Raw genomic sequence first — 20,599 nt, 5'->3', positions numbered from 1 at the left:
AAAGGAGTACATATTATGAAAGCACAGCAAATGTGGCAGAAATTTATTTCAGTATGTCCAGAGTATCAAAATCAATCGTATCAAGCTTGGAGCTACGGCGTAGTACCAGATGAATTAGCACGTTTAACCATTGAACAGGTAAAAACAGCTACAGCTTCTGCCTATGAAGAATACGCGATCGAAAACGAAGCTTTACCCGAAGTAGGAGAGTTAAACATCATACTGGATGCTAATGAAGAGGCTGTCTGCATCACAAAGACGATAAAAGTGTCCGTGGTCCCGTTTTTAGAAGTACCCGAAGAACATGCATTTAAAGAAGGTGAAGGAGATCGCTCGCTGAGGTATTGGAGAGAAGTCCACGAAGACTTTTTTGCAAAATCTTATAAGCAAAGCGGATTAGTCTTTCATGACAATATTCTTGTCGTGTGTGAAGAATTTGAAGTGATATATAAATAAGTGGAAGTTAAAAATAATGGTATAATGAAAAGCGAAACAGTCGTCAGAAGGAATGAAGATTTTAGAGGACGGCTAATTGAAACAAGTAGAAAGGGTGCGTCATTATGATTATTAGAGAACGGGAAAATGATTTTGTTATGATTGAACAAAAGAACCATGCTCAATTCGCGGGAGATGTTATGGCTCAATGGAAAAAAACGTTGTTTCAAGGGGAAGAGCTAAGAAATTCAGTAGATTATGCTATTCGTATGCATGACTATGGATGGGAATTTCTTGATAAAAGTCCCTTTTGGAATGATAAAAAGCAAGCTCCTTATTCACTCTTTGATTTTCCAAAAGCACCAAAGATTATTTTTTATACTTACGGCATCGATGAAGTTGAAAAAGTTGATGCTTATGCAGCATTACTTTGCAGCAGACATTATACTCAATTCTTTCTAAAAGATTCATCCAAAGAATCACAGGCATTTCTTAAACAAGAAGAAGAACGGAAAAATCGAATCATTGCTGCGTTGGATCATTTTGATAAACGTATTTTTGATTTCCATTACGCTTTACTGGCATTAGGAGATACGCTATCTGTTTATGCATGTGTCAACGAACCTGGAGCCACTGAAGAATCGATTCATCCATTTTTTAAAAAAGGACTTTCGTTATCTGAAGAACTAGGGTTAAATGAAACGAATATGCAGCCGAGCTGGATCGATGAACAGACGATTGCATTAAAAGTTTTCCCTTTTGAAGGTTCTATTAATAGTAGATTGATTCAAAAAGTAGTTTCTAAAGCAGCGATTATGGAAAAGGGTCTATTAGATAGCTACAATGAAGCAGAGTACGAAGAAGTACAGATCAGTGTTAAATCAGCAAAGTAAATCATAAATAAAGTCAACTGAAGTTATTGACAAATAGTTAGAGAACTTGTATAGTCTTAACGGAGCAACAAATTAACACTAAATATACTGAAAATTAAATAACTTATCTGAATGATAAAAGTAGTCAAAGTGCTTTCCATTCCTTTTGTAAAAAACAAAAGGGTGGAGTGGGCACTTTTTTCGTGCAAAAAAATAGAAGGAGTGAGAGAGCGTGACATTAGAATTTGAAACAATTGCAGCTATTTCGACGCCTCCTGGCGAAGGGGCAATAGGGATAGTAAGGTTGAGTGGGGAACAAGCTATTGAAATTGCAGATCGCGTATATAAATCTGGTTCAAAAGCACTTGCTGAACAAAAGAGTCATACTATTCACTATGGTCACATTGAAAATCCAAAAACGAATGAAACGATCGATGAAGTAATGGTATCTGTTATGCGTGAACCCAGAACCTTTACTAGAGAAGATGTCGTTGAAATCAATTGCCATGGGGGGATTACTTCTGTCAATCAAGTTTTGCAATGTGTTTTACAAAATGGCGCTCGCTTAGCTGAACCTGGTGAATTTACAAAACGGGCTTTCTTGAATGGACGAATCGACTTGTCTCAAGCAGAAGCAGTAATGGATTTGATACGGGCTAAAACAGACAGAGCTATGCATGTTGCATTAAAACAATTAGATGGAAATTTATCTAATTTAATTCGCAATTTGCGTCTAGACATATTAGATACATTAGCTCAAGTAGAAGTGAATATCGATTATCCTGAGTACGATGATGTTGAAGAAATGACTTCAAAATTATTGATTGAAAAAGCTAAAATAGTTAAAGCTTCCATTCAACAGTTGCTAGAAACGGCTAGTCAAGGGAAAATTTTAAGAGAAGGTCTTGCAACAGCTATTATTGGACGACCAAATGTTGGGAAATCAAGCTTATTAAATTACCTATTGGATGAAGAGAAAGCCATTGTTACAGATATCGCTGGTACCACACGAGATGTCATTGAAGAATACATCAGTGTTAAAGGTGTTCCATTAAAATTGATTGACACAGCAGGTATCCGCGAAACAGAAGATATTATTGAACGCATTGGCGTAGAACGCAGCCGTCAAGCCCTAAGCGATGCAGATTTAGTATTGTTGGTCTTTAACCAAAGCGAATCCTTAACAATAGAAGATAAAGCATTAATTGAAGCAACAAGCCAACACCACCGTATTATTATTTTAAATAAAATGGATTTACCAAATAAATTGGATTTAACTGAACTAGAAACGCTAGTAGATCCAGAAAGTATTGTGAAGACTTCTATTTTATCTAAATCTGGTGTAGATGTTTTAGAAAAGAAAATAGCTGCTCTCTTTTTCACTGGACAAACTGGTGAACGTGATGCTACTTATGTATCTAATGTACGCCATATTGCGCTATTAAATGATGCAGAAGAGGCGTTAGATGAAGTCATTAATGGAGTAGAAGCTGGTATGCCAGTTGATCTTATCCAAATAGATATGACACGTTGTTGGGATCTGTTAGGCGAAATTACTGGAGACAGCGTTCAAGACGAACTGCTGACTCAATTATTCAGCCAATTCTGTCTAGGAAAATAAGGATGCGGAGTGTCTCGTTTATCCTCGACAAGAAAACTGGAAAAATTCGTAGGGGGTTTTTCCCCCGAAGAAGTTTTATCTTTTTCTCGAGAGGATGAGACACGCAGCTCAACTAAAAGGATGCTGAACTTCCCATTTAGACACACAGCAATTTTAAAGAATTGAAAGCAAGAGCATCCCGCGCATTGCGTCAAATCTTGAAAATAGCCCAGTGTCTGGGAAGTGAAGCTCAACTAAAAGTCACTCAACTCAATGAATAAAACAAAAAATAAATTCGACATAAATAAACAAAGAGAAAGATTGGAAAGAAGGGATTGTTTAAATGAATCATTATGAAGCTGGAAATTTTGATGTAATTGTTGTTGGTGCAGGTCATGCTGGATCAGAAGCTGCACTAGCTGCAGCAAGAATGGGAAGTCATACGCTTTTAATTACCATTAATCTAGATATGGTTGCTTTTATGCCTTGTAATCCGTCAATTGGAGGACCGGCTAAAGGTGTTGTCGTTCGAGAAATTGATGCTCTTGGTGGTGAAATGGGCCGCAATATTGATAAAACATATATTCAAATGAGAATGCTGAATACCGGTAAAGGACCTGCTGTTAGAGCTTTACGCGCCCAAGCAGATAAATTTATGTATGCAAATGAAATGAAAAAAACCATTGAAGAAACAGAAAATCTTGTTTTAAGACAAGGAATTGCTGATGAACTAATTATTGAAGACGGTATATGCAAAGGAATCATCACAAATACTGGTGCAATCTATCGATCTAAAGCAGTTATTTTAACAGCAGGTACGTCTTCTCGTGGTCAAATTATCATTGGCGAACTGAAATATTCTTCTGGTCCAAATAACTCGCAACCATCTGTTAAACTTTCTGAAAGTTTACTCGAAAATGGCTTTGAATTAAATCGTTTTAAAACCGGAACACCTCCTAGAGTCAAATCTTCAACAATTGATTACAGTGTGACGGAAGAACAACCAGGTGATAAAAAAGCGAATCACTTTAGTTATGAAACACCAAACAGTTCTTATTTAAAAGATCAATTATCATGTTGGTTAACATATACAAATGAATCAACTCATCAAAAAATTCAAGATAACCTTCACCGTGCACCAATGTTTACAGGAATTGTTGAAGGAGTAGGCGCTCGTTACTGCCCATCAATTGAAGATAAAGTTGTCCGTTTTAGTGACAAACCAAGACATCAATTGTTTTTAGAACCTGAAGGACGCGATACAGAAGAAGTTTATGTCCAAGGCTTATCAACTTCCCTTCCAGAAGATGTTCAACAAGATATTATACATTCAATCGAAGGGTTGGAAAACGCAGAAATGATGCGTACTGGCTATGCAATTGAATACGATGTGGTCACGCCTCATCAATTACGTCCTTCTTTAGAAACAAAAGTAGTTGAAAACTTGTTTACCGCTGGTCAAATGAACGGAACTTCCGGTTATGAAGAAGCAGCAGGCCAAGGAATTATGGCGGGTATCAATGCAGCACTTAAAGTGCAAGGGAAAGAACCTTTTGTAATGAAACGTAGTGAAGGATATATCGGAGTTATGATTGATGATTTAGTGACAAAGGGTACGAATGAACCTTATCGTTTATTGACATCTCGTGCAGAATACCGGTTATTGTTACGTCATGATAATGCAGATTTTAGATTAACTGAAATCGGTCATGAAGTAGGACTAGTAACAAAAGAACGTTACGATACTTTTGTAGCAAAAAAAGCTCAATTTGAAGAAGAAATAGAACGTCTAGGTTCTATTCGTTTGAAACCAACTGTTGAAATCCAATCGTATTTAACTGAAAACAACCAAGCACCATTAAAAGACGGTATTTTAGCTAAGGACTTCTTGCGTCGTCCAGAAGTTTCATATCAAGATCTTTTAGCATTTGTTCCTCGAGACTATGAACTTCCATTAGCCGTAGAAGAACAGGTAGAAATTCAAGTGAAATACGAAGGATATATCGCTAAAGCTTCTCAAAAAGTGGATAAGTTAAAACGTATGGAAAACAAACGTATACCGGAAAACATTGATTATGCTGCTATCAATGGTATCGCTACAGAGGCAAAGGAAAAGCTGATTAAAATTCAGCCTGAAACAATTGCCCAAGCCAGCCGTATTAGCGGTGTGAATCCAGCAGATATTTCGATTTTAATGGTTTATGTAGAACAAGGAAAAATTGCAAAAGTACAGGTATAGATGGTTACTACAAAGAGAGCCTTACAATTGAGCAGCTGCTTAATTGTAAGGCTCTTTTCGATTATAATAATTAGAGTGTTTTTTTGTTATTATTTCCTGGGAAATAATAATAATTGTTAAAAATAAGTAGAACTCTATATTTACGGAATCAACCGTTTAAGGTATACTTAATGATGTTGCAAACGTGAACAATAAAAGGTTCCTTAGCTCAGTTGGGAGAGCACTACCTCGACAAGGTAGGGGTCGCTGGTTCGAGCCCAGTAGGGACCATCAAAATAAGAGACATAAATCCGTAAAAGGATCTATGTCTCTTTTTCGTTTGCATAAGGATTCAAATCAATTGAAGGCTGTTAGTAACCATCAGTTTATTCTACTACTAAAGCCATATCTCCTTTACGCAACCAACTAGCTTTTTCTAATACTTTATTTACTACTACTGTAATAGCGATTGGAACCAAGCAAGCAGTCAGGATGTATACAGCAAATGAGCCACTTCCTTGAGAGACAAAAATATTTAGTGGAGCAATCAGTGAACAAAAACCTAATCCACCTAAAGCGCTAGGTGCGGTAAAACCAAGAGCAACAGTTGAAATGGGAGCGGCCACTGCTGCAGCCAAAGTTGGACCAATTAAAATCCGTGGGTTTTTAACGATATTCGGCAATTGTACTTTTGGTGTACAAACAAATTGTGCTAAGAATCCACCAAGATTATTTTGACGCATAGAGACAAAAGAAAAACCAATGTACATACTAGTTGTTCCAACCAACATAGCAGCACTTGAGACAGGATCAAGGTTTAGTGCAATTGCAATAGCGGCCGAAGAAGCAGGAGACATCAATACGAGCCCACCAACGACTGAAATCACAGCTGCGCCAATAACGGGTGAACCAGCAACGGAAGCAGAAATAAAAGCACTAACCATATTTAAGAATGGAGCAATAACAAGATTTAAGTAATAGCCAGCTACACCACCAGCTAAGACCGCTGTGATCGGTATAGCCATCATATCTAAAGGTGTTTTACCTGAAATGCGTTTACCAACAAATGTAGCGATGGTAGCTGCAATGAGACAACCAATTGGTTCACCTGTGGCAATAGTGATCATTCCATCTGCTGTCGTTTGAATAGCGCCGGCTCCAATTGCTCCAGCAGCCATAGCACTAAAAATCGTAAGAGTATTTCCACCTAACATAACGGCGATACCAGCACCAATAGCAGGAGCCATTAACATTTTAACAGCCGTTCCAATAATAACTAAAATCGTTAAGCCGGTCATATTTCCAATTGTTTCTAATAGTAAGCCAATCCCGATCGTTACAAAAATAGCATTCGCGATCCCTGATGATGCCTTATACATTCTTTCAGTTAGATAGTTCTTCATATTCAATCGCCTCCGTATTTTTTGTTTAACAGACATCCAACACTTACGAGCCTTCGAATTTTCCAAATAAAAAGAGGCAAGCCTTTGTATAAAGGCTTGCCTCATCTGTTCGATGATTGAGCCCTAGATACGCAAACTAGGACTCAACTAAATGAATAGTTCGAATCCTGGGCTAAATTAATAAGTTAATAATGACTAAAGATACGTTCAATTGAGAACGCGAGCTAACCGATTCGACTGTAGTTTTCATATTGAACATCTCCTTTTCATTAATTGTTTTCTGACTATTTCCAATATTCTAACAAGCTTACAAGACAATGTCAACAAATTCTATCATTTAATTTTAATTTATTTTATCTAATTCTCATTTAGTGCCAGATGTTATAAAATTTAATCCATTTATATAGCGGAAAAAATGCTTTAAAGCATTGCACTTCTAGTCAATTTGTTATACAGTTAAAACGATGGATTTGTGAAACAAATAGTGTTTCACGTTAGTAAAAAGGAGTTGAGTTAATGAATCCAGAAGAGTTTAAAAAAGCCCTTGAAGATAAGGGATTAGTGGTTACTGAGAAGCAAATGGAACAATTTGATCAATACCTTAAACTGTTGCAAGAATGGAACGAAAAAATTAATTTAACTGCAATTACCCAAAAAGAAGAAGTGTATTTAAAACATTTCTATGATTCGATTACAGCTGGACTATATGTGGATTTTACTAAAGGGGTCCAAAGCCTATGTGATGTAGGTGCAGGTGCCGGGTTTCCAAGCATCCCCCTAAAAATCATTTTCCCACAATTAGAAGTCACTATAGTTGATTCATTAAATAAAAGAATTCAATTTCTAACATTGTTAGCTCAAACGCTAGGATTAGATGGTGTTCATTTTTATCACGATCGTGCTGAAACGTTTGGCCAAAACAAACAATTTCGTGAATCATTTGATTTTGTAACTGCCAGAGCCGTTGCACGTATGAGTGTTTTATCTGAATTGTGTTTGCCGTTAGTTAAAAAAGATGGACTTTTTATTGCTCTAAAAGCAAGCAATACCCAAGAAGAAATGGCTGAAGGGCAAAAAGCGATTGCTACATTGGGCGGAAAGTTTCGCGAAGAGTTTGTTTTTGAACTGCCACGTGAAGCTGGGGAACGACACATCGTTTTAATCGATAAGAAAAAAGAATCACCAAAAAAATATCCAAGAAAACCGGGAACACCAAATAAGAATCCATTATAGTAGAAACCGCTACTTATCAGACAGTTTCTATTCGGATTCAACTACTCAATAAGAACGTTTTTTGATACAATAGAATCAAAGGACATATAGGACTGAGGGAGAGAAAAAGAATGGCGTTGTCTGATTTATTTGGTTCAGGAAAATCTAAAAAGAAAACTGAAAACGAAGAAGATGTTTTGTTAGAAGTATTAAAAAAACAAAAACATGTTCAAGAAATTGCGGTACAACAGATTGTTCCTAATCGTTTTCAGCCTAGAAAAGTTTTTAATGAAGAAAAGTTGGATGAATTAGCTCGTACAATTCATATTCATGGATTGATCCAACCCATTATTCTTAGAAAATATGAAGAAAACAAGTATGAAATTGTTGCAGGGGAACGCCGTTTTCGTGCGATGCAACTTTTGGAGTGGAAAGAAGTACCAGCCATTGTTCAAGAGATGTCAGATAACGAAACAGCTTCGGTTGCGTTGATTGAAAATCTACAAAGAGAAGAATTGACGGCTATTGAAGAAGCTGAAGCTTATCAAGGCTTGATGGCGTTAAATGAGTTGACGCAAGAAGCATTAGCGCAACGCATTGGGAAAAGCCAATCTTTCATAGCCAATAAACTGCGGCTGCTAAAGTTAGCAGAGCCTTTAAAAGAAGCTTTGCTTAACAGAACGATCACAGAACGACATGGTCGTAGTGTATTAGCCTTATCGCATGAGGAACAGAATGAATTATTAAGTGTCATTATTGAAAAAAAACTAACCGTTAAAGAAACAGAGCGTTTAGTAAAGCAAAAAGTAGCAGAAAAAAACAATACTCAAGAACAGCCGAAAAAAAGAGTTAGAAAAATCTCCAAGGATCTTCGATTAGCTTTAAATACGATCAATAAGTCAGTTGAACTGATAAAAGAAACCGGTATGCCTTTAGAAGCAATAGAAGAAGATCTGGAAGATGTTTACCGCATTACAATTGAAATAAAAAAAGATAAGTGAATAGAGAGCGATAAATGAAAAAAATTCATTTTGAACAAATGCGTAGGAGAAAAATACGCAGGATGTAATTTTTCTCCTATTTTTGTTTGTTGCACTTGAATCAGCGTTGATAAAGTTACTAGAGGATATTAAACACAGATGGAGGAAATAGGATGGCACGAATTATATCAGTCGCAAATCAAAAAGGCGGAGTTGGTAAGACAACGACGACAGTCAACTTAGGTGCTTGTTTAGCGTATTTTGGTAAAAAAATATTATTAGTTGATATTGATGCTCAAGGAAATGCAACAAGTGGTTTAGGCGTACGCAAGTCGGATGTTGAAAAAGATATTTATGATATTTTAGTAAACGAAACACTTGTTAAAGATGTCGTCCTGCCTTCTTCAAGAGAGAATTTATGGGTCGTACCGGCTACAATTCAATTAGCAGGTGCAGAAATTGAATTAACCTCACAAATGGCTAGAGAATCTAGGCTGAAGCAAGCATTAGAAAAGGTAAAAGACGATTACGATTATATTTTAATTGACTGCCCCCCATCACTGGGACATTTGACAATCAACGCCTTCACTGCAAGTGACTCTATTCTGATTCCTGTTCAATGTGAATATTATGCTTTAGAAGGATTAAGTCAGTTGTTAAACACCGTTCGCCTAGTTCAAAAACATTTTAATCCTGAATTGAAAATTGAGGGTGTCTTGTTGACTATGTTGGATGCACGTACGAATTTAGGATATGAAGTAGTCGATGAAGTGAAAAAATACTTCCGAGAAAGAGTTTATAAAACGATTATCCCACGCAATATTCGTTTATCTGAGGCTCCAAGTCACGGGTTGTCGATCATTGATTACGATGCGCGTTCTAGAGGAGCAGAAGTCTATCTTGAATTAGCAAAGGAAGTGCTAGCAAATGGCTAATAAGAATAGCAAAGGATTGGGAAGAGGAATCGACGCTCTTTTTGGAGACTATGCAGAGCTTTCAACTATCAATGCAGCTAATGAACAAGTTCAGAAAATACCCTTAACCGATATCAGACCAAATCCTTACCAACCTAGAAAAACATTTGATGAAACAGCTTTAAATGAATTGGCGGAATCCATTAAAGTATCGGGTGTCTTTCAACCGATTATTCTTCGCGAATCTAAAATCAAAGGCTATGAAATCATAGCTGGAGAACGCCGTTTTAGAGCTTCTAAACTAGCTGGAAAAGAAACGATACCAGCCATTATTCGTGAATTTGATGAAGAAAAGATGATGGAAGTCGCGGTTCTAGAAAATCTACAAAGGGAAGATCTAACCTCTTTAGAAGAAGCAGAAGCGTATGAAATGATGATGAAAAAATTAAAATTAACTCAAGAAGAAGTAGCAACACGGTTAGGTAAAAGCCGACCATATATCGCCAATTATTTGCGTTTATTAGGGCTGCCAGATGCTGTTAAAGAGATGCTTCAAAAAGAAGAAATCTCAATGGGTCAAGCAAGGACATTGTTAGGTTTAAAAGACAAAAAACAAATCTCGAAATTAGCTAAACGAGTGCTCAAAGAACATTTAACGGTTCGTCAATTAGAACAATTAGTGAACAAGATGAACCAGTCTAAAGAAGAAATAGAACAGCCAAAAAAAGAAACCAAAAAACCTTACTATATTCGTGAGAGTGAAGAACGGTTAATGGATAAATTTGGCACCAGTGTCTCTATAAATGAAAAAAATCAAAAAGGGAAAATTGAAATAGAGTACCTTTCTACTGATGATTTGACGCGTATTTTAGATATTCTAGAAATTCAATTTGATGATGAATAAACGCATAGGAGATTAACGATGGAAAAAAATTACGATTTGAATGATATTGTTGAAATGAAGAAACCTCATCCTTGCGGGGCAAACCGTTGGCAAATCATTAGAATGGGTATGGATATTCGCATTAAGTGCACACAATGCGGCCATATGGTCATGATGCCAAGAAGAGATTTTGAAAAGAAAATGAAAAAAGTTTTAGAAAAAGCAGAAGAAAACTAATAAAAAAACTATTAAAAAAGAAAGAGTGAATTTAAACATGCCATTAACAGCTGGAATCGTAGGTTTACCAAACGTAGGTAAATCAACCTTATTTAACGCCATTACAAAAGCAGGAGCAGAAGCTGCAAACTATCCATTTGCAACTATTGACCCGAACGTGGGAGTTGTAGAAGTTCCTGATTACCGTTTAACACGTTTGACAGAATTGGTTTCACCAAAGAAAACTGTTCCCACTACTTTTGAATTTACAGATATTGCTGGAATCGTAAAAGGAGCAAGCAAAGGGGAAGGACTAGGAAACAAATTCTTAGCTAACATTCGCCAAGTAGATGCTATTTGTCATGTTGTTCGTTGTTTTGAAGATGACAATATTATTCACGTTGAAGGAAAAGTTGATCCAATCTCAGATATTGAGACCATCAATTTAGAGTTGGTTCTAGCTGATTTAGAGTCAGTTGAAAAACGCTATACTCGTGTATCAAAAGTTGCGCGTACGAAGGATAAAGAAGCTGTAGCTGAGTTAGCTGTTTTGGATAAAATCAAACCTGTTTTAGAAGAAGGTAAGTCAGCTCGTTCAATCGAATTTAATGAAGATGAAGAAAAAATCGTTAAAAGTTTATTTTTATTAACAACAAAACCTGTATTGTACGTAGCAAATGTTTCTGAGGATCAAGTAGCGGACACTGAAAATGATGAACTTGTTAATCAAGTACGCAAATTTGCTGAAGAAGAAAACGCAGAAGTTATTGTAGTTTGTGCGAGAATTGAAGAAGAAATTGCAGAACTTGAAGACGAAGAAAAAGAATTATTCTTGGAAGAGTTAGGAATTGAAGAATCGGGACTAGATAAATTAATCCGTTCAACATATAACCTTTTAGGTTTGGGAACGTACTTTACAGCAGGTGTTCAAGAAGTTCGTGCATGGACCTTTAAAAAAGGAATGAAAGCTCCTCAAACGGCTGGAATTATTCATAGCGATTTTGAACGCGGATTTATTCGTGCAGAAACAATCTCTTATGAAGACTTCGATAAATACGAAAGTGAACAAGCAGCAAAAGAAGCGGGTCGTATGCGTTCTGAAGGAAAAGAGTATGTTGTTAAAGATGGAGATATCCTATTATTTAGGTTTAATGTATAAAAGTAACTATTAGCTTCAAAGAGCAAGGCCTAGAAAGGGGCAATTGATTCATGGAAGAAGTACAACCAAGTTCTACTCAGACAAAAAAAGAAGAAAACAGCGTATTAATTAAAAAATTAACCAAAAAGAATGAACAGTATATGATGAGTTTGAATAAAGCTCTAGTGGAAAGAAACGTTCCTGAAACTAAAAAAGAAGAACTAGTTAATGAGATGCTTCATAATTTAGTCGAACGCCAAAAATCAGGAGAAACAGCTCGCCAATTATATGGAACCGTGACGGAATGTGCAGACAAAATAGTTGCAAAACCGACTAAAGCTCAAGAAGGGCCTTCTGAAAATTGGAAGATTGCCTTAGATGGTGGATTAATGATTGGTGGATTATTTTCTCTTATCACAGGTCTTTCTGGCTTGTTTAATAATGTAGAAGGTTCATCATTGGGATTGATCACGACGTTACTGAACTTTATCGTCGGTGGATTAGTTATTCTTTGGATTTCAAAAAATATGCCGGATAGAAAAAACCCGAAAAAGGGTGGTATGTTCCGTTATATCCTAGTCTCAACTGTTGGAATGCTATCTCTAATGATCGTCATGACAGGATCAATGATGGTCGTTCCATCAGTTGTGAATATCCCATTAAATGCAATAAGTAACATTGTTATTGGTGCACTTGCTTTTGTGGCCAAATATTTTGCAAAACGCAAATTAAATATTCGCGGCGGATTATTTTAAAATTAACGTATAAATTGGAAAGAATCTAAAAGCTCAAATCGACTAAAGTAGTGTTAGGCGGTTTGAGCTTTTTCTCATGCTTTTTTCATCGAGAACACTTTATATGCTAATATGCTTGAAGGAAAAACTGAAGTAATGATCAATTTCCAATTCAGCCCTTGACTAAGCCCGCTATCTCTGTTATTTTTGTAGATAAAATTATCGAACAAATTAAGTGGAGAAAAAGGAGCGGATGGTTGTAATGTCTAATTGGGAAACAAAATTTGCAAAAAAAGGGTTCACTTTTGATGATGTATTGCTAGTACCTGCTGAAAGCCATGTTTTACCAAATGATGTAGATTTAAGTGTTCAACTAGCTAAAAATATTAAATTAAATGTGCCTATCATGAGTGCGAGTATGGATACTGTAACAGACTCAAGAATGGCGATTGCTATGGCTCGTCAAGGCGGCTTAGGTGTCATCCATAAAAATATGACTATCCAACAGCAAGCAGATGAAGTTAGAAAAGTAAAACGTTCTGAGAGTGGCGTTATCTTAGATCCTTTCTTTTTAACTCCCACCCATTCCGTTTCAGAAGCAGAACAATTAATGAGTCGCTACCGCATTAGTGGTGTGCCAATTGTAAATACTATGGATGAACGTATTCTAGTAGGGATTTTAACAAACCGTGACTTGCGTTTTGTAGCAGATTACTCTATTCAAATTGATGAAGTAATGACAAAAGAAAACTTAGTTACTGCACCAACAGGAACATCTTTGAAAGAAGCAGAGCAAATTTTGCAACAGCATAAAATTGAAAAATTACCAATTGTCGATCAAAATGGTCGTCTTAGTGGTTTGATAACCATTAAAGACATCGAAAAAATTCTTGAATTTCCAAATGCTGCAAAAGATTCTCATGGTCGTTTACTTGTTGCAGCAGCAGTTGGCGTAACAAGTGACACGTTTGAACGTGCACACGCGTTAATTGATTCTGGTGCTGATGCAATTGTTATTGATACGGCTCATGGTCATAGTGCAGGAGTTATTCGTAAAATTGAAGAAATTCGTGAAGAGTTCCCAGAAGCTACCTTAATCGCAGGGAATGTAGCAACAGGTGAAGCGACCCGTGCGCTATATGAAGCAGGTGTGGATGTCGTTAAAGTAGGAATTGGTCCTGGATCAATTTGTACAACACGTGTGGTTGCTGGAGTTGGTGTTCCGCAAATTACAGCTATCTATGATTCAGCAGCAGTGGCTCGTGAATATGGACGTGCGATTATTGCAGATGGCGGAATTAAATATTCTGGAGATATTGTAAAAGCATTAGCCGCTGGAGGACATGTTGTTATGCTAGGCAGTATGCTTGCTGGTACAGACGAATCTCCTGGTGAATTTGAAATTTTCCAAGGTCGTCGCTTCAAAACATATCGTGGTATGGGAAGTTTAGCTGCTATGGAAAAAGGTTCAAGCGATCGTTATTTCCAAGGTGGCGTAAATGAAGCAAACAAATTAGTTCCAGAAGGTATTGAGGGACGTGTTGCTTATAAAGGAGCTGTTTCTGATATTGTTTTCCAAATGCTTGGTGGATTACGTTCAGGTATGGGATATGTTGGAGCAGGAAACTTAGAGCAATTACGCGAAGAAACACAATTTATTCAAATGAGTGGAGCCGGTTTACGCGAATCTCACCCTCATGATGTACAAATTACAAACGAAGCTCCAAATTACTCTGTTCAATAAATAGACTGTTAACTAAAGAAGATCAATAAAGTTCGATTCAGAACTTTATTGATCTTCTTTTAATAAATTCTTTAGTATTTTCTGATATGATAGGTAAAATCGGAAAAATATGTCTAAATGAGGGATATTATATGAAAATTTTAGTAGTCGATGACGATAAAGAAATTGTAGAACTGTTAAGTATTTATATCCAAAATGAAGGATACGAAGTAGAAAAAGCTTATAACGGAAAAGAAGCCTTAACAAAAATCAAAACAATTAAAAATATAGATTTAATGGTACTAGATGTAATGATGCCTAATATGGATGGAAATCAAGTCGTAAAAGAAGTCCGAAAAGAGATGCAATTGCCAATTCTTATGCTTAGTGCTAAAACAACTGATATTGATAAGATCAAAGGCTTAGTAACTGGAGCGGATGATTATGTAGCTAAACCTTTTAATCCTTTAGAAGTGATGGCTAGAATCAAATCTTTATTGCGTAGAAGTCATTATATGACTAACTCACAAGAGCAAAATAAACTTGAGGTTGGTCCATTGTTAATTGAAAAAGAATCACATGAAGTTCGAACAATTAATGGAGAGTTCATTCAGTTAACAGCTTTAGAATTTGGGATTTTATACTTATTAGCCAGCCATCCAAATCGCGTCTTTAGTGCAGATGAAATATTTGAACGTGTATGGCAGCAAGAAAGTCTCGTTTCAGCTAAAACGGTCATGGTTCATGTCAGTCATTTAAGAGATAAGATCGAAGAAGCTACTGGCGGAGAAAAAGTGATTCAAACAGTCTGGGGAGTAGGGTATAAAATTGGTTAGCAATAATACCTTTTGAGAAGATTGAAACACGGGAGTTGACTAGTTACTTGAAACTAACAAGGAAAGAAAAAAGTAAGTTGATTGTTGAAGGGTTTATTACTATTGGATTGATCTTGATTTTGTATTATGCTGCTTTTCTTATTTTTAATCGCATGCTTGTGGATTCTCCTGAAATTATTAGAGGGTTTTGGTTCTTTGGTGATGCGATTATTAGCGTTCGCGGAAATCAAATTATTTCTCTCACGCCTTTTTTTATCATTTTTTTAACAACGATAGCAATAGGAACGATTTATTGGCGTTTAAAAAGGCGCTATAAACAAATGCAGTTGAACCATATTATTAGTGAGCTGCATTATATTGCAGAAGGCCATTACGAGCACCGCATCACAACAGATTTTGGTGGAGATATGGAAAAAGTAGTAGACAGCATACATGTTTTGGTAGACAGCACAGTACAAGCAATGGAAGATGAACGCCAGATAGAACAGTCTAAAGATGAACTGATCACAAATGTCAGTCACGACATTCGGACACCCTTAACTTCTATTATAGGCTATTTAGGTTTGATTGAAGAAAGACGTTATCAAAATGAAGAAGAATTATTGAAATATACTCATACTGCCTACACGAAAGCAAAACAAATGAAAGTTCTTGTAGAAGACTTATTTGAATATACAAAAGTGCGTCAAACCACTACGCCTTTAAATCTATCTGAATTTGATATGGTTCAACTATTAGAGCAGTTGGTAGCAGATTTTGAATTGGAAGCAGAAAAAAAGAATATGGTAATCGAAGTGGTTACTTCATATGAGAGTGTTCAAATGGAAGCTGATACTGAAAAGTTAGTTCGTGTGTTCAATAATTTAATTTCAAATGCGTTGAAGTACGGAAAAGGTGGTAAAAAAGTATTTATAGAAGTCCAAAAAACTGGAAAAGAAGCGATCATTTCAGTAAATAATGATGGACAGCCTATTCCGCAAAAATCATTGGATCAATTATTTGATCGTTTTTACCGTGTGGAAGAGTCTCGGTCACAAGAAACAGGAGGCACCGGTTTAGGGTTGGCAATTGCACAAAGTATTGTAGCCCTTCATGGAGGATATATTTATGCCTCTTCTGATAGAACATTAACCCGCTTTGTTATGCACTTGCCACTAAAACAATTAGCTGAAAAAAATAACGACTAAATTTAAAGGGATTTTAGCTAAAACCTTTTAAAAACAACCGTCTTATATTAGTTTTAGACAAAAGAGGGTTGTTTTTTTTTGTTTATTTCGCTAACATAGAAAACGCATGTAGTCATTTAAGACAGAATATCATTTAACACATACTTAAATAGAAAATCAAACGGACTGAGGAGACAATAAAAATCATGAAGAAATTAACTAAAATTAGTACCTTATTTGTCACAATGCTATTGTTGGGAACTTTTTCTCCATTAATTGCTAGCACAACTGTATCGGCAGCAACAATAGAACAACCTGCTATAGAGGCAGCAGCAGCGTTTGCTATTGAACCAACAACTGGAAAAGTGTTGTTAAATCAAAACGGCGATGAAAAACTAGGCATTGCTTCAATGACTAAGATGATTACAGAATATATTTTGTTGGAGACCATTAAAAATGGCGACTTGGCATGGGATGATCAAGTTAACATTAGTGAGTACGCTCATAACATTAGCCAAAATTATGAATTATCAAATGTTCCTTTACGAATAGACGATACATACTCAGTAGAAGAACTTTACCAAGCAATGGCAATTTATTCAGCAAATGGAGCAACGATTGCATTGGCTGAACATATTGCTGGAGATGAAAAGTCATTTGTTGATATGATGCATGAAAAAGTTGAATCATGGGGTATTACGAATTATGAATTGTACAATACAACTGGTTTATCTAACTCTGATTTGAAGGGTAACATTTATCCAGGTAGCACTGACGACAGTGAAAATTCAATGACTGCAAGAGAAATGTCGATTGTAGCTCAACGTCTACTGTTAGATTTTCCAGAAGTATTGAAAACTTCTAGTATTAGTGAAAAGAAATTCAGAGAAGGTACATCAGATGAAATTTCAATGCAAAACTTTAACTGGATGTTGCCAGGATTAATTTATGAGCGTGAAAATGTTGATGGATTAAAAACGGGGACAACTGACTTCGCTGGAGCTTCAATGACAGGTACAGCTGAAGAAGAAGGTATGCGTGTTGTTACAATCGTAATGAACGCAACGAATGGACAAGAAGATTTGAGCAAACGATTTGCTGAAACAGACAAAATAATGGATTGGGCATTTGAAAATTGGGATATGGTTCCTGTCTTTAAAGAAGGCCAAACATTAGAAGATGTAGAGCCTTTAGCCGTTGATAAAGGTAAAAAGGATACTTTGAATGTAGCCGTTCAATCGGATGTGTCTTTATTGATTCCAACAAGTGCGGATAGCGAAAAGACAAACGCAACTGTCCAAGTCAAAAAAGATTTATTAAATGAAGCGGGTAACTTAACTGCACCAATCAAAAAGGGAACAGAAGTAGGAACTGCGCAAGTCATCAGTGAAGGCGATGAGTTAGGATACGTTAATGGAGATAAAGGAGAAGAAGTTACCGTTGTAGCTGCTTCAACTGTTGAAAAATCTAATGTATTTGTTTTAACGGGTCGCTGGGTGAAAGCTTTTATTAGTGACTTATTCTAAAGTACGTTAATTAAAAATTTAATTACTTTTATAGCAAAAGGCTGGGGGAATTTTCCAGTCTTTTTTTTATTGACTTAAGTAAAGGGATTGGGTAGAATGTAAGCAACTGAATGAACACGAACGTTAGTAATGCGAATTAGTAAAATAGATTGAATACACAAAGAGAGTCAGTGGTTGGTGAAAACTGATGGTTTAATCTTTTGAATCCATCGCATGAAGTAAACAATGAACTCAGCTTTTTTTGATAAAATTGTTTCGGATCCAGACCGTTATCTGATTGAAAAGAGTAGAGGATTCATAGGCAATCTTCTAAATTTGGGTGGTACCGCGAACGTTGAGGCCATTTCGTCCCATGAATAATGGATCGGAATGGCTTTTTTTGTACAATCGATTAGGAATTACAAGAAGAAAGGAAGATTAAGATGTTAGATATTAAACAATTAAGATTAGATTTTGATGCAACGGCTAAAAAGTTAGAAGAACGTGGGGTTAAACACGAGCTATTAGAAGAATTCATTACTTTAGATAGTGAAAGACGTTCTTTGATTGTGACAACAGAAGAATTAAAAAGTTACCGTAATGAAGTATCTGGTGCAATTGCAACACTAAAACGCAACAAAGAGAATGCAGATGAAAAAATAAAAGAAATGCGTGAAGTTGGAGAAAAAATAAAAGATCTAGATGAACAATTAGCAGCAATTGATGAAAAAATAGAAACAATTGCTACTGGATTGCCAAATTTACCGCATGATTCTGTGCCAGTAGGGGCAGATGAAGCAGACAACGTTGAAGTCCGCAAATGGGGGACGCCTGTAGAAGTAACATTTGAAGCAAAAGCACATTGGGAAGTTGCTGAAGAGTTAAATATTTTGGACTTTGAACGAGGAGCAAAAGTTTCTGGAAGTCGTTTTGTCTACTATAAAGGATTAGGTGCCAGATTAGAACGAGCAGTATACAATTTTATGTTAGACTTGCATACCGGTGAACATGGTTATACAGAAATGATGACACCTTATTTAGTGAATAGCGATTCAATGTTTGGTACAGGCCAGTTTCCAAAATTTAAAGAAGACGTATTCCAAATTGAAGGAACAGATCTAACACTGATACCAACAGCAGAAGTTCCATTGACGAACTACTACCGTAATGAGATTTTAAAAGAAGAGCAACTCCCAGTATACTTTACTGCATTAAGTCCCTCATTTAGGTCAGAAGCAGGTAGTGCAGGAAGAGATACTCGGGGATTGATACGTCTACACCAATTTAATAAAGTTGAAATGGTGAAATTTAGCAAACCGGAAACTTCTTATGATGAATTAGAAAAGATGACAAATAATGCTGAAGCGGTATTGCAAAAATTAAATCTTCCTTATCGTGTATTAGCTTTATGTACTGGAGACATGGGATTCTCTGCTGCAAAAACCTACGACCTAGAAGTATGGATTCCTGCACAAGAAACGTACCGTGAGATCAGCTCTTGCTCAAATACAGAAGCGTTTCAAGCTAGACGAGCAAAAATACGTTACCGTAATGAAGAAACAGGTAAATTAGAATACGTCCACACATTAAATGGTTCAGGATTAGCAGTTGGCCGAACAATAGCGGCTATTTTAGAAAACTACCAACAAGCAGACGGATCAGTTAAGATTCCTGATGTATTGGTTCCGTATATGGGTGGCGTAACTGAGATTCGTAAAGCAGATTAAAAAGAGAGCAATTCAAAATAATGTAAACCAATAAGGTTGAGTGCTATACTCTAATCATTAAGAACAAAAGGGGGAATCGATAGTGAGTGAACAAAAATTTGAAAAAGCAACATTTGCAGGCGGATGTTTTTGGTGCATGGTAAAACCGTTTGAAACCCAACCAGGTATCGAATCAGTTGTTTCAGGTTATACAGGTGGTCACACGGTTAACCCAACTTATGAAGAAGTATGTAGTGAAACTACTGGTCATACAGAAGCGGTTCAGATCACATTTGATCCTGAAAAATTTAGCTACCAAGATCTAGTAGAAATCTATTGGCAGCAAACAGATCCAACTGATGCAGGTGGACAATTTGCCGATAGAGGATCATCTTATCGTCCTGTTATTTTCTATCATAATGAAGAGCAAAGACAATTAGCAGAAGCTTCTAAAGAAGCGTTGCAAAATAGCGGTCGCTTTAAGCAGCCCATTGTAACCGAAATTCAACCTGCTGAACCCTTTTATCCAGCAGAAGAATACCATCAAGGGTTCTATAAAAAGAATGCAGCTCATTATTCAAGGTATAGACAAGGGTCAGGAAGAGCAGGCTTCATAGAATCAAATTGGATTAACAGTTAAACACAAAATATTTAAAGGGTCGTTTTTCATTGAATTCAATGGAAAACGACCCTTTTTTGATCAATGAATAAAAACTGCCGAAACTTTTATTTATAAAAAAACAATATACTGTATAAAAAGGTCTAACTAAATGTAGGAAAAAGAGGAGATGGTTCGTGTTTTTGCAACCAAAACGGGTTTTTGAATAAGTTTTCAAAACAATGTTCAGTTATGGAAATTTATTTATTTTATTTCCCAAAAAAGATTGACGAAACGCTAAAAACTTGTTATATTTATATACGTCGCTGAGGCAGGTTGAAACAAACCGCTAAGGTGAAGAAATATAAATTAAAAAAAGTTGTTGACAGACGGCGCTGTACATGGTATTATGTATAAGTTGTCACGAACAAAACAACACACTTTAGACCTTTGAAAACTA

The 20,599-nt window shown here is 36.3% G+C and carries 18 protein-coding genes, 1 tRNA gene and 1 other annotated feature; of the genes, 18 read left to right on the top strand and 1 reads right to left on the bottom strand.

Going from position 1 to position 20,599, the window contains the following annotated elements:
• Positions 1-15: 15 nt before the first annotated feature.
• From ABS916_RS07400 to ABS916_RS07380, 5 genes are all read left to right on the top strand, one after another.
• A complete protein-coding gene (locus tag ABS916_RS07400) occupies positions 16-456 on the top strand; it encodes an ASCH domain-containing protein (protein ID WP_350451277.1) in 441 nt (146 codons plus the stop codon).
• Between the two features lie 104 nt (positions 457-560).
• The gene (locus ABS916_RS07395; protein WP_350451276.1) at positions 561-1,328 is read left to right on the top strand and encodes a DUF3891 family protein; all 768 of its coding nucleotides are present in this window, start codon (positions 561-563) and stop codon (positions 1,326-1,328) included.
• Positions 1,329-1,539: 211 nt separating this feature from the next.
• Positions 1,540-2,928 (top strand): tRNA uridine-5-carboxymethylaminomethyl(34) synthesis GTPase MnmE, encoded by a 1,389-nt coding sequence (mnmE, locus tag ABS916_RS07390; protein WP_350451275.1) that lies wholly within the window; start codon positions 1,540-1,542, stop codon positions 2,926-2,928.
• Positions 2,929-3,250: 322 nt separating this feature from the next.
• On the top strand, positions 3,251-5,146 hold the full coding sequence (gene mnmG / locus ABS916_RS07385; protein ID WP_350451274.1) for a tRNA uridine-5-carboxymethylaminomethyl(34) synthesis enzyme MnmG: 1,896 nt from the start codon (positions 3,251-3,253) through the stop codon (positions 5,144-5,146).
• Between the two features lie 197 nt (positions 5,147-5,343).
• A tRNA-Val gene (locus ABS916_RS07380) sits at positions 5,344-5,416 on the top strand.
• Between the two features lie 95 nt (positions 5,417-5,511).
• Here the strand turns inward: ABS916_RS07380 and ABS916_RS07375 are convergent.
• Positions 5,512-6,528 carry a PTS sugar transporter subunit IIC gene (locus ABS916_RS07375; RefSeq protein WP_350451273.1) on the bottom strand — a complete coding sequence of 339 codons (1,017 nt, stop codon included), beginning with the start codon at positions 6,526-6,528 and terminating at the stop codon, positions 5,512-5,514.
• Between the two features lie 516 nt (positions 6,529-7,044).
• On the opposite strand from ABS916_RS07375, the gene rsmG reads away from it, so the two are divergent.
• The 13 genes from rsmG to msrA all read left to right on the top strand — a co-directional run bounded on the left by rsmG (position 7,045) and on the right by msrA (position 20,181).
• Positions 7,045-7,761, top strand: coding sequence for a 16S rRNA (guanine(527)-N(7))-methyltransferase RsmG (gene rsmG, locus ABS916_RS07370; RefSeq protein ID WP_350451272.1), 717 nt, complete (start codon positions 7,045-7,047; stop codon positions 7,759-7,761).
• Between the two features lie 110 nt (positions 7,762-7,871).
• The gene (gene noc / locus ABS916_RS07365) at positions 7,872-8,741 is read left to right on the top strand and encodes a nucleoid occlusion protein (RefSeq protein ID WP_350451271.1); all 870 of its coding nucleotides are present in this window, start codon (positions 7,872-7,874) and stop codon (positions 8,739-8,741) included.
• A gap of 152 nt (positions 8,742-8,893) precedes the next feature.
• Entirely contained in the window at positions 8,894-9,655 is a 762-nt protein-coding gene (locus ABS916_RS07360; protein WP_013712085.1) for a ParA family protein, read from the top strand.
• Positions 9,648-10,538 carry a ParB/RepB/Spo0J family partition protein gene (locus ABS916_RS07355; protein WP_350451270.1) on the top strand — a complete coding sequence of 297 codons (891 nt, stop codon included), beginning with the start codon at positions 9,648-9,650 and terminating at the stop codon, positions 10,536-10,538. The genes ABS916_RS07360 and ABS916_RS07355 overlap by 8 nt, the downstream gene beginning before the upstream one ends.
• 18 nt (positions 10,539-10,556) lie before the next feature.
• On the top strand, positions 10,557-10,754 hold the full coding sequence (locus ABS916_RS07350; RefSeq protein ID WP_013712083.1) for a DUF951 domain-containing protein: 198 nt from the start codon (positions 10,557-10,559) through the stop codon (positions 10,752-10,754).
• A 37-nt stretch (positions 10,755-10,791) separates the two neighbouring features.
• Positions 10,792-11,892, top strand: a complete 1,101-nt coding sequence (gene ychF / locus ABS916_RS07345) for a redox-regulated ATPase YchF (RefSeq protein ID WP_350451269.1) — start codon at positions 10,792-10,794, stop codon at positions 11,890-11,892.
• Positions 11,893-11,942: 50 nt separating this feature from the next.
• The gene (locus ABS916_RS07340) at positions 11,943-12,626 is read left to right on the top strand and encodes a DUF1129 domain-containing protein (RefSeq protein ID WP_350451268.1); all 684 of its coding nucleotides are present in this window, start codon (positions 11,943-11,945) and stop codon (positions 12,624-12,626) included.
• A 241-nt stretch (positions 12,627-12,867) separates the two neighbouring features.
• The gene (gene guaB / locus ABS916_RS07335; RefSeq protein ID WP_350451267.1) at positions 12,868-14,349 is read left to right on the top strand and encodes an IMP dehydrogenase; all 1,482 of its coding nucleotides are present in this window, start codon (positions 12,868-12,870) and stop codon (positions 14,347-14,349) included.
• Positions 14,350-14,480: 131 nt separating this feature from the next.
• Positions 14,481-15,164, top strand: a complete 684-nt coding sequence (gene croR, locus ABS916_RS07330; RefSeq protein ID WP_350451266.1) for a response regulator transcription factor CroR — start codon at positions 14,481-14,483, stop codon at positions 15,162-15,164.
• A 47-nt stretch (positions 15,165-15,211) separates the two neighbouring features.
• Complete coding sequence (locus ABS916_RS07325; RefSeq protein ID WP_350451265.1) at positions 15,212-16,351, top strand: sensor histidine kinase; 1,140 nt, start codon at positions 15,212-15,214, stop codon at positions 16,349-16,351.
• A gap of 185 nt (positions 16,352-16,536) precedes the next feature.
• Positions 16,537-17,856, top strand: a complete 1,320-nt coding sequence (locus ABS916_RS07320) for a serine hydrolase (RefSeq protein ID WP_350451264.1) — start codon at positions 16,537-16,539, stop codon at positions 17,854-17,856.
• Between the two features lie 117 nt (positions 17,857-17,973).
• Positions 17,974-18,212: a binding site (T-box leader), on the top strand.
• A gap of 66 nt (positions 18,213-18,278) precedes the next feature.
• Positions 18,279-19,562 carry a serine--tRNA ligase gene (gene serS / locus ABS916_RS07315; protein ID WP_350451263.1) on the top strand — a complete coding sequence of 428 codons (1,284 nt, stop codon included), beginning with the start codon at positions 18,279-18,281 and terminating at the stop codon, positions 19,560-19,562.
• Positions 19,563-19,644: 82 nt separating this feature from the next.
• A complete protein-coding gene (msrA, locus tag ABS916_RS07310; RefSeq protein ID WP_350451262.1) occupies positions 19,645-20,181 on the top strand; it encodes a peptide-methionine (S)-S-oxide reductase MsrA in 537 nt (178 codons plus the stop codon).
• Positions 20,182-20,599: the final 418 nt, after the last annotated feature.

The sequence above is a fragment of the Carnobacterium sp. genome (assembly GCF_040274945.1).
Classification (GTDB): domain Bacteria; phylum Bacillota; class Bacilli; order Lactobacillales; family Carnobacteriaceae; genus Carnobacterium_B.
The sequence above is the reverse complement of the archived record's forward strand: the minus strand, read 5'-3'. Positions and strand labels throughout refer to the sequence as shown.